Below are 8757 nucleotides of genomic sequence, written 5' to 3' on the forward strand. Positions count from 1 at the left end.
GCCTGCTTCACGCACCGGTCCTATGCTCGCCGTTCGCATCCCGTTGCGGATGCTTCCTGGCAAGGTGACTCGACTCAATGAGCGCATTCCCCGACCGTTTCGACGTCATCATCGTGGGCGGCAGCTATGCCGGCATGTCCGCGGCCCTGCAACTGGTGCGGGCCCGGCGCAGCGTGCTGGTGATCGACAGCGGCACCCCGCGCAATCGCAACGCGGTGGTCGCCCATGGCTTTCTGGGCCGCGAAGGCATGGCCCCGGCCGAGATCGCCGCGCAGTCGCGTGGCGAACTGATGCGCTATCCCACCCTGGCCTGGCTCACCGGGCGCGCCACACGTGCCGAGGTCCTGGGCGGCGGCAAGCGCTTCGACATCCACTGCGAAGGCGGCCAGCGCTTTTCAGCTCGCCGGCTGATTCTTGCCTACGGCGTCACCGATACGCTGCCCGCCATCGACGGTCTCGCCGAGCGCTGGGGCAGGAGCGTGCTGCACTGCCCGTATTGCCACGGCTATGAGCTGCAGGAAGGCCGCATCGGGGTCGTCGGCTGCTCCGATGACGGCGGGGCAGGGCAGGCGCTGCTGCTGTGCGACTGGGGCAATGTCACCCTGTTCTGCAGCGATGCCGCGCGCATCGATCCGGCGCAGAAGGCGCGGCTGGACGCGTGTGGCGTGGTCATCGAAACGACGCCTGTGCTGCGCGTGGATGAGCAGGCCACCGTCGTGCTGACCGATGGCCGCCGCGTCGTCACCGATGCGCTGTTCGTCGCCCCGGTGTCACGCCTGTCCTGCGACTTGGCCCAGCAGTTGGGGTGTGAGTTGCAGGACGCCGGCTGCATCACCGCCGATTCGGCCAAGCAGACCACCGTGGAAGGCGTGTTCGCCTGCGGCGACGCGGCCCGCATGGCGGGCAACATCGCGCTGTCGGTCGGCGAGGGCGCGCTGGCGGGCGTGGCCGTGCATCATTCGCTGGTGGGTCTGCTGGACTGAGGGGCCATTGGCGCTACATTCGCGCAAGCGGCCCCTGCAACCGCGCATGTCCGGCCGACAAAAAAATGGAAGGGAACGTCCATGCAGGTCAAACGCATCATCGCCAACATCCGCACCGAAGACCCCACGCTCGCCGATCGGTTCTACCGGGACATCCTCGGTCTGGAGCTGGCGATGGACCATGGCTGGATCCGTACCTATGCCAGCCCGAGCCACATGACCGTCCAGCTCAGCGTTGCGCAGGAGGGCGGCTCGGGGACTGACGTGCCCGACCTGTCCGTGGAGGTGGATGACCTGGAGGAAGCGCTGCGCAGGGTGAAGGCAGCGGGCATTCCACTGGTCTACGGGCCGACCCGCGAACCCTGGGGCGTGCGACGGTTCTACGTGCGCGACCCATTCGGGCGGTTGGTCAACATTCTGCAGCACGCGTAGCTCGTCATGGACGCGACGTATCCGACGTGCCTGGACACCGCCGATGACGCCACTGCCTGCGCCTTCATCTGGACGGGCCTGGCGCTGGACATCCTGCACGTGGATGCCAGCAAGGAATGGGCATACGCCAGGATCGACGCCCGCGACGCGCCGACCATCGAGATCATCGAGATTGCCACGGCGCGTGACCGCAATGCGGCCATGGACGCGCTGCAGGCCGCTACGGGTGACGCGGATTGGCAAACCGCTGGCCGCTGGCTTTTACGGGAGCTGCTGGTGCAGTTCCGGTCGGGTGGGCTTTCAGCGCACGAAGCATCCCTCACTGCCATGCGGGTAGCAAGCACTGCCCGGCTTCCCGCGGAGGTCTACTACGCCTTCGACGGTCTCGATGTCGAACGGGTGCTGGTAGCCAATGGCATCTTTGGTACCGCTGCGGGATTTGAAGCTGACCTTGTTGAGACACTTGAGCGGTACTCGTCCGCTGCCTGACAGATCTCGCATCTTTCAGGGCCGTTGGCATCCTGCACCCGAACCACGCCGATCCTCCACACCCTCTTCCTCAACGGATCAGGCAACGCAATTGACGAACGCGAAGTGCTGGTTGGCGGGAAGCGCCCGATCTCAAATCAACGTCCGCGGCGTCTGATCCCGATCCCATATCCAGAACGTGTCGCCGTAATCCGAATTCACGATCTGCGGGAACACCTCACCCTGTTTGAAGTAGCGGCGTGAGTCGACCTTCGCCGGGGTGTACCACCACCCACTCCTGGGGACAGCTTCGTCGGCGGGTACTCGTTCGGGGGCGGCTTCCGCCTGTGCGGTAACATCGGCAGCAAGTGCCCGGGCAAAGTCGGCCAGATCCTTGGGGTAAAAGGCCATGTCCCGGTAGCTGCTGTCGTCGATGCCCAGCGCCACCGTGGTGGCGGCGGCTTCCCAGGACCAATACCCGTAGAAGTCTACGTCGCCCTCGCCGTGCTGGTTTACGTACGGCTCGCGACGACTGGCGTGGTACCACTCGTCCAGATACGTCGCCATCAGGGTAGGTCGCTGCTCAGGTTGTGCGGCGAACACCTTGAACAGCTTGCAATACGGAAGGTGGCGTGTAGCAGTGTCAGGTGGCGTCGGGCGCCCACTGACGTACGGAGCAACCAACCGCTCCAGTAGACCGTCGTAAGTTTCCAGGTCGGCATTGGCGTAGTCCAGGACCTTCATGACCTGCGGCATCCGCGCGGCATGGCCGGTCAACAGACCGAAGCACACCAGACGTAGAGCAACGATCCAGTATTCCTCGGACACCAGTGACACGTGCGGGGTGATATCGCCGGAGGAGTTCTCCGCTGAAGCGTGATACGCGGCATGGAGCTTGCCGTACTCTTCAGCCCACTCCAGCGCGTGAGGCCACACTTCAGCCCACTGCTGCACAGAAGCGCCTGCTGAATACTGCAGACTCATCCAATCCAAGGTGCTCCAGAGTCTTCGTCGAGTGGATGTCATACGTCCCCCGGCACGCGCCTTCAGCATGTGCTTCGGAAGATCCGTTGTGACCATGGCAACGCCGCCAAGGTGCTCGTCAAACAATTGCGGATACGTGGCATAGCGTAGGTACGGCTCGCGCCGCCGATCAAAATCGGCCTCCGAGACTTTCCAGGCGAACCACTGTTGCCAATCAGGCATGGAGAGGGTCATGCAAGTTGTCGCTCCAGAAGAATGCTATGGGCAGAATGAATGTCGCACGGAGCATGAAGACTGCAGCTACAGGCGCGCGACCGCCTGCTAGCTTCTCCGCTCACGCAACCGATTGCGGAAGAGACCGCGGCAGGGCAATCCACTCTCGCTTCATGTGCTGAAGACAGCGAGGATCAGGTCAGCGCTGCTGACGAAAGCGCCCAGGAGCGGCATCATGTTGGAGAACATCAAGGCAGCCCATCTGAGCTGCTATCTGGACCGACGATGGGTCCTGGAAGAATCTTCGCCTTCGCGGGCGCAGCCCGAAGATCTCTGACTATCTCCTCAAATGCTCGGCTGACTGCGATCTCATTGCGGTCACTGGCGATGAAGCGGTCGCACGAGGCAACATAGTCGAAGGTGAGCCCGTACCGTCCGCCAACATCCTTCATGGGTACGCCCCACGCTCGATTCGTGGACCGCTCCCAGAGCCAGCAGGCAACGCGGTTCAGGGGATCGCCGTCATGGGTATCCAGCAGAACCCAGTCGTCACGCAGCAGTACCACGTTCACCTGCGCCGGCATCCAGCGGGCGCTTGAGCCACGTGGCCCTCTCAGCAGCGCAGAAACATCTTGACGGCTGCTACTCCAATCCATCAGATCGATGTCGTAAAGGAATGCCTCGTCATGAGCATCCGTATGGGAGAACAGCAGGATGCTTCCATCGCAGACCCCGGACGGAGCGTGGGCCTGTACCGGGCCAACCCCTCTTGGCGCGGGCAGCTCGGTAACGCCCGCACCATCGAGTGCAAAAAACCTGTTCCATGCGTACGCGATGACACGATCACCCGCAGCCGCTGACCAGAACACGTCCCTTTCCGTGAACGACCTCCACCCTCTCTCGGAGGCCAGCAGCAGTTGTTTGCCTGCGATCATCTCGCCATCCCGGTTGTATCGGCTCCAGAAAAGGGCCTCCGGCAGGATGCGGCCGAATCGCGGCCGAACGGAAAACACCACAATCTCATCGCCGACCCAGGCACCCAGCACAGCGTCGGTCAACGGGGCGCCGTCGCAGCCTGGAGGTGGAGCGGTCAGCGTTGTCCATGTGCGTTTGTCTTCCGAGAAAAGCCGAAAGACAAAGCATCTGGTTTGTCGACACCAGGCCTTGGCAAGCGCATGCGTCTGGGCAGCATTGCGGCTGAAAGAGGAAAGATCGGGAGAAAAGTTGTAGCCCAGGTCGCCGTAAAGCACCAGCACCGGCTGGTGTGGCAATCCGACTACATCAAACATGCGGCCATCAGGGTCTGAAACCAGCAACCGATCCCGAACGGCTACTGCCGGCCCGTGAGATGGAAGACGGTCGTGACCGTGATCGTCAACGTGCGTGAGGCGAAGTGAGTGAATGCTCTCAACTAGGGGGCGCATGCTTCCTCTCGTTGTGTCGAAACAGATATACGCGGCTATCGACCGTCCGCTACGCCACTGCGCTTGGGCGGGTCGGTGGTGACCGTGGCAATGCCGCCAAGCAACGCCTCACACAATTGTAAATAGGTCACGTGGCGTAAACAGGGCTCGCGCCGCTGATCCAACTGTGCTTCGGGGATCTTCCCGACATGGGACCTGGAGCAGCCGACCAACGGTCGGCTCTACCCCGGCCGGCGGACCAGGATGAATGGAGGCGCGTGAGACACGGTGTCGTCCCCGGTTGCCCGCTGTTTGTGATTCAACCCCCTTCGCTTTTGCACTACATTGGTGCAATGACCTCCGTACTAGCGCCTCCCGCCCTCGACGTCCTGGGAACCCCGGTTGCCTGGGCCGACGCCAGTGGCCGCGTGGTGGGCTGCAACCCGGCGTTCGCCCGCTGGCTGGGCGTCAGCGTGCGCCGCTTGATTGGCCAGCCGCTGGCCTCGCTGGAGGTGCAGGGCGAGGCGCTGGCGCACTTCCTGGCCCGTGATGAGCGCGACACCTTGCGTCTGCATCGGCTGGCCCTGGCCTTGCCGGGCGACGCGCCGCGTTTCGCCGAAGGCTGGCTGAGCCGGTGGGACGAAGGCGGGTGGCTGCTCGAAGCGCATCCGGTGGACGAGTTCCCCGGGCTGGACCCGACCCAGGCCCTGCCCAGCGCGCTCAGTGCGGCGCTCAAAGGCCTGGCCCACGAGCTGCGCAATCCACTGGCGGGGCTGAAGGGCGCGGCCCAACTGCTGGCCAAGCGCAATGCGCAGCGGGCCCCCGATGAGCGCGACCCGGACGAGCGCGAGCTGATCGAGTTGATCGGCTCGGAGATCGAGCGCCTCAACGGTCTGCTCGAACAACTGCTGTCGCCGGCCCCGGCCGCGCCGCACGCGCCGCTCAACATCCACGCCTCGCTGGAGCGCGTGCTGCGCCTGGCCGAAAGCGAAGGCGGCTGGGCGGTGCGGCTGCAGCGCGACTACGACCCCAGCATTCCCGAATTCGACGGCGATGGCGACCGCCTGACCCAGGCGGTGTGGAACCTGGTGCGCAACGCGATCCAGGCCGGCGCCGGCAGCGTGACCCTGCGCACCCGGGTAGAGCACGGTGTGCGCATCGGCGACCAGGTGCACCCGCTGGCGCTGCGCCTGGAGATCGCCGACGACGGCCGCGGCGTACCCGAGCAGCTGGCCGAGCACCTGTTCCTGCCGCTGGTGAGCGGTCGCGCCGAAGGCACCGGGCTGGGCTTGGCGCTGGCCCAGCAGGTGGCGCGCGAACACCGCGGCACGCTGACCTACCGTTCCCGACCGGGGCATACCGTCTTTACCGTGCTGCTGCCGATCGGCCACGGCACGCCCGCCGAGGAGGCCGCCCATGGCGGATGACACCGACAGCACCGCCCAGCGCGTCTGGGTGGTCGACGATGACCGCGCGGTCCGCTTCGTGCTGTGCACCGCGCTGCGCGATGCCGGCTACCGCGTGGAGGGCTTCGACGGCGCCGCTTCGGCGCTGGGCATGCTCGACACCCAGCCGCCACCGGACCTGCTGTTCACCGATGTGCGCATGCCCGGCGACGATGGCCTGGTGTTGCTGGACAAGCTCAAGGCCGCGCACCCGCAGCTGCCGGTGATCGTAATGTCGGCCTATACCGACGTGGCCAGCACCGCCGGCGCGTTCCGCGGCGGTGCGCAGGAATTCCTGTCCAAACCATTCGACCTCGACGATGCGGTGGCGCTGGCCCAGCGCGTGTTGCCCGCGCCCGATGCGCTGGCCGATGCGCCGGCACCGGTTGCGGTGGAGCCCATGCCCGACCAGCGCCCACAGCTGGTGGGCGACACCCCGGCCATGCGCGCGCTGTTCCGCGCGATCGGGCGGCTGGCGCAGGCGCCGCTGTCGGTGCTGATCAACGGCGAAACCGGCACCGGCAAGGAGCTGGTGGCGCATGCGCTGCACCACGAGTCGCCGCGCGTGCAGGGGCCGTTCGTCGCGCTAAATACCGCGGCCATTCCCTCCGAACTGCTGGAGAGCGAACTGTTCGGCCACGAGGCCGGCGCGTTCACCGGTGCGCAACGGCGCCACGTGGGCCGCTTCGAGCAGGCCAACGGCGGCACCTTGTTCCTCGATGAGATCGGCGACATGCCGCTGCCGCTGCAGACGCGGCTGCTGCGTGTGCTGGCCGAGGGCGAGTTCTTCCGCGTGGGCGGGCGCGAGCTGATCCGGGTCGACGTGCGCGTGATCGCCGCGACCCACCAGGACCTGGAGTCGCTGGTGGCACAGGGCCGCTTCCGCGCCGACCTGCTGCACCGGCTGGACGTGGTGCGGCTGCGCCTGCCGCCGCTGCGCGAGCGTCGCGACGACATCACCCAGTTGGCCGATACCTTCCTGGCCGCGGCGGTGCGCAAGCTGGATACGCCGCCCAAGCGGCTCACCGCGGCCGCGCTGCAGGCGCTGCGCGAACATGACTGGCCCGGCAACGTACGCGAGCTGGAGAACGTGTGCTGGCGCATGGCGGCCCTGGCCGCCTCGGACACCATCGGGGTGGCCGATGTGGACAGCGCGCTGCATCGCGGCGGTGGTCCGCGCACCCGCGCGGCAGGCGATCCGGGCCAGTGGGAAACCCTGCTGTCGGCCTGGGCGCGCCAACGTCTGGCCGAAGGGGCCGAGGGCCTGCACGCGCAGGTGCGCGACCGGGTGGACCAGGCACTACTGGAAGCGGCCCTGCAGATCACCCACGGGCGCCGCGCCGAAGCGGCCGCGCGCCTGGGCATGGGCCGCAACACCCTGACCCGCAAACTCGGCGCCGGGCGCCGTCGAGGCGGATGAACCAGATGTCCACGGCATGTGTGCACGGCGTCCGTGCCGCTTTCATGGTGTGTGGACGAGCACGTCGTTAGTTTGCAACCAAGGAGTTTTCCATGCGCAGTTCTTCCATCGTCCTCGGTGCAGCGGTTGTCCTCGGCCTGGCCGCCTGCGGCAGCACGCCGCCACCGCGCCCCACTGCCCCGCCGGTGCCGCTGGTGAGCACGGCCAAGATGGCCGAAGCCAACCTGTCATCGGCGTCGGCCAGCCTGGTCAGTGGCCGCCTGGCGTTGGTGCCCGACGCGCAGGGCGTGCACATCACCGGCGTCATCGGTGGCCTGCAGCCGTTGCAGACGGCAGCGTTCCACGTGCATGAGCGCGGCGATTGCAGCGCGGTGGATGCCAGCAGCGCGGGCGGACATTTCAACCCGGGCGCGCAGCCGCATGGTCGCAACAGCGCCGGCGCGCACCACGCCGGCGACATGGACAACCTGCGCGCCGATGCGCAGGGACGTGCCAACGTGGATGTGCGCCTGCCAGCGGTTACCCTTGGCGGCGGCGCAGCCACCGATATCGCCGGGCGTGCACTGGTGGTGCATGCCAACGCCGACGATTACCGCAGCCAGCCCGCCGGCAATGCCGGCGCCAGAATCGCCTGCGGCGTCATCCGGGTCACGCGCTGATCGCGCAGCCCGACGCCGCTTTTTCCATCGCTACCCGCAAGGAGTTCCACATGCGCCTGATCCACACCTCGCTGTTCGCCGCCATCGCCGCGCTCGGCCTGACCGCTTGCAACAAGCCGGCCGACACCACCCCCGAAGCGACCCCGGCGGCTGAAGCCACGGCCGCCCAGCCGACCGCCGAATCCACCCCCGACGCACCGCCGGCCATGACCAGCGAAGCGCACGCCAACCACGGCGCCGCCGCCGAACTGGCCCCCACCAAGGACAGCACCGTCAAGGGCAACGTCACCTTCAGCGTGGTGGACGGCAAGGTGCATGTGAAGGGCGAGGTCAGCGGCCTCAAGCCCAACACCGAGCACGGCTTCCACATCCACGAGAAGGGCGATTGCAGCGCACCGGACGGCGCCAGCGCCGGCGGTCACTTCAACCCGGGCAAGGAAGACCACGGCAGCGTGGCCGCCACCCCGCACCACGGCGGCGACATGCCCAACATCAAGGCCGACGCCCAGGGCAACGCCGTGGTCGACGCGGATGTGTCCACCAACGTCAACATCGGCAAGGGCGATGATTTCGACATCATTGGTCGTGGCCTGATCGTCCACGCCGACGCGGACGACTACAAGACCCAGCCGACCGGCAACGCCGGTGCGCGCCTGGCCTGTGCGGTGATCAAGGCCGCGCCGTAACCGACGCGGTGCAGAACGAAAAACGCCGGCGATTGCCGGCGTTTTTTTTGGAACGCGCGCGTAG

9 protein-coding genes are annotated in these 8757 nt (G+C 66.5%); 7 read left to right on the forward strand and 2 right to left on the reverse strand.

Annotated elements, in window-relative coordinates; all coding sequences use genetic code 11:
* The first annotated feature begins 77 nt into the window (after positions 1-77).
* The 3 genes from AC6CHL_RS16790 (at position 78) to AC6CHL_RS16800 (ending at position 1904) form a co-directional block, all read left to right on the forward strand.
* The gene (locus tag AC6CHL_RS16790) at positions 78-983 is read left to right on the forward strand and encodes an NAD(P)/FAD-dependent oxidoreductase (RefSeq protein ID WP_498295419.1); all 906 of its coding nucleotides are present in this window, start codon (positions 78-80) and stop codon (positions 981-983) included.
* Positions 984-1064: 81 nt separating this feature from the next.
* Complete coding sequence (locus AC6CHL_RS16795; protein WP_498295420.1) at positions 1065-1415, forward strand: VOC family protein; 351 nt, start codon at positions 1065-1067, stop codon at positions 1413-1415.
* A 6-nt stretch (positions 1416-1421) separates the two neighbouring features.
* Positions 1422-1904 carry a hypothetical protein gene (locus tag AC6CHL_RS16800; protein WP_498295421.1) on the forward strand — a complete coding sequence of 161 codons (483 nt, stop codon included), beginning with the start codon at positions 1422-1424 and terminating at the stop codon, positions 1902-1904.
* A 132-nt stretch (positions 1905-2036) separates the two neighbouring features.
* Here the strand turns inward: AC6CHL_RS16800 and AC6CHL_RS16805 are convergent, their stop codons facing one another.
* Both AC6CHL_RS16805 and AC6CHL_RS16810 read right to left on the reverse strand, forming a co-directional pair.
* The gene (locus AC6CHL_RS16805; RefSeq protein ID WP_498295422.1) at positions 2037-3101 is read right to left on the reverse strand and encodes a PoNe immunity protein domain-containing protein; all 1065 of its coding nucleotides are present in this window, start codon (positions 3099-3101) and stop codon (positions 2037-2039) included.
* A 227-nt stretch (positions 3102-3328) separates the two neighbouring features.
* Positions 3329-4369, reverse strand: a complete 1041-nt coding sequence (locus tag AC6CHL_RS16810) for a hypothetical protein (protein ID WP_498295424.1) — start codon at positions 4367-4369, stop codon at positions 3329-3331.
* A gap of 467 nt (positions 4370-4836) precedes the next feature.
* Between AC6CHL_RS16810 and AC6CHL_RS16815 the strand changes: the two genes are divergently transcribed.
* The 4 genes from AC6CHL_RS16815 (at position 4837) to AC6CHL_RS16830 (ending at position 8693) form a co-directional block, all read left to right on the forward strand.
* Positions 4837-5910 (forward strand): two-component system sensor histidine kinase NtrB, encoded by a 1074-nt coding sequence (locus tag AC6CHL_RS16815; RefSeq protein WP_498295426.1) that lies wholly within the window; start codon positions 4837-4839, stop codon positions 5908-5910.
* Positions 5900-7348 (forward strand): nitrogen regulation protein NR(I), encoded by a 1449-nt coding sequence (ntrC, locus tag AC6CHL_RS16820; RefSeq protein WP_498295428.1) that lies wholly within the window; start codon positions 5900-5902, stop codon positions 7346-7348. The genes AC6CHL_RS16815 and ntrC overlap by 11 nt, the downstream gene beginning before the upstream one ends.
* Positions 7349-7440: 92 nt before the next feature.
* Positions 7441-8007, forward strand: coding sequence for a superoxide dismutase family protein (locus AC6CHL_RS16825; RefSeq protein WP_498295430.1), 567 nt, complete (start codon positions 7441-7443; stop codon positions 8005-8007).
* A gap of 50 nt (positions 8008-8057) precedes the next feature.
* Positions 8058-8693: a superoxide dismutase family protein gene (locus AC6CHL_RS16830; RefSeq protein ID WP_038691306.1), complete on the forward strand. Its 636-nt coding sequence runs from the start codon at positions 8058-8060 to the stop codon at positions 8691-8693.
* The last annotated feature ends 64 nt before the right edge of the window (positions 8694-8757 follow it).

Source organism: Stenotrophomonas sp. GQ19 (assembly GCF_059758695.1).

Coding starts and splice junctions, on each gene's coding strand:
- AC6CHL_RS16825 (WP_498295430.1), top strand. CDS start 7,441: ATGCGCAGTTCTTCCATCGTCCTCGGTGCAGCGGTTGTCCTCGGCCTG.
- ntrC (WP_498295428.1), top strand. CDS start 5,900: ATGGCGGATGACACCGACAGCACCGCCCAGCGCGTCTGGGTGGTCGAC.
- AC6CHL_RS16830 (WP_038691306.1), top strand. CDS start 8,058: ATGCGCCTGATCCACACCTCGCTGTTCGCCGCCATCGCCGCGCTCGGC.
- AC6CHL_RS16800 (WP_498295421.1), top strand. CDS start 1,422: ATGGACGCGACGTATCCGACGTGCCTGGACACCGCCGATGACGCCACT.
- AC6CHL_RS16790 (WP_498295419.1), top strand. CDS start 78: ATGAGCGCATTCCCCGACCGTTTCGACGTCATCATCGTGGGCGGCAGC.
- AC6CHL_RS16810 (WP_498295424.1), bottom strand. CDS start 4,369: ATGTTTGATGTAGTCGGATTGCCACACCAGCCGGTGCTGGTGCTTTAC.
- AC6CHL_RS16815 (WP_498295426.1), top strand. CDS start 4,837: ATGACCTCCGTACTAGCGCCTCCCGCCCTCGACGTCCTGGGAACCCCG.
- AC6CHL_RS16805 (WP_498295422.1), bottom strand. CDS start 3,101: ATGACCCTCTCCATGCCTGATTGGCAACAGTGGTTCGCCTGGAAAGTC.
- AC6CHL_RS16795 (WP_498295420.1), top strand. CDS start 1,065: ATGCAGGTCAAACGCATCATCGCCAACATCCGCACCGAAGACCCCACG.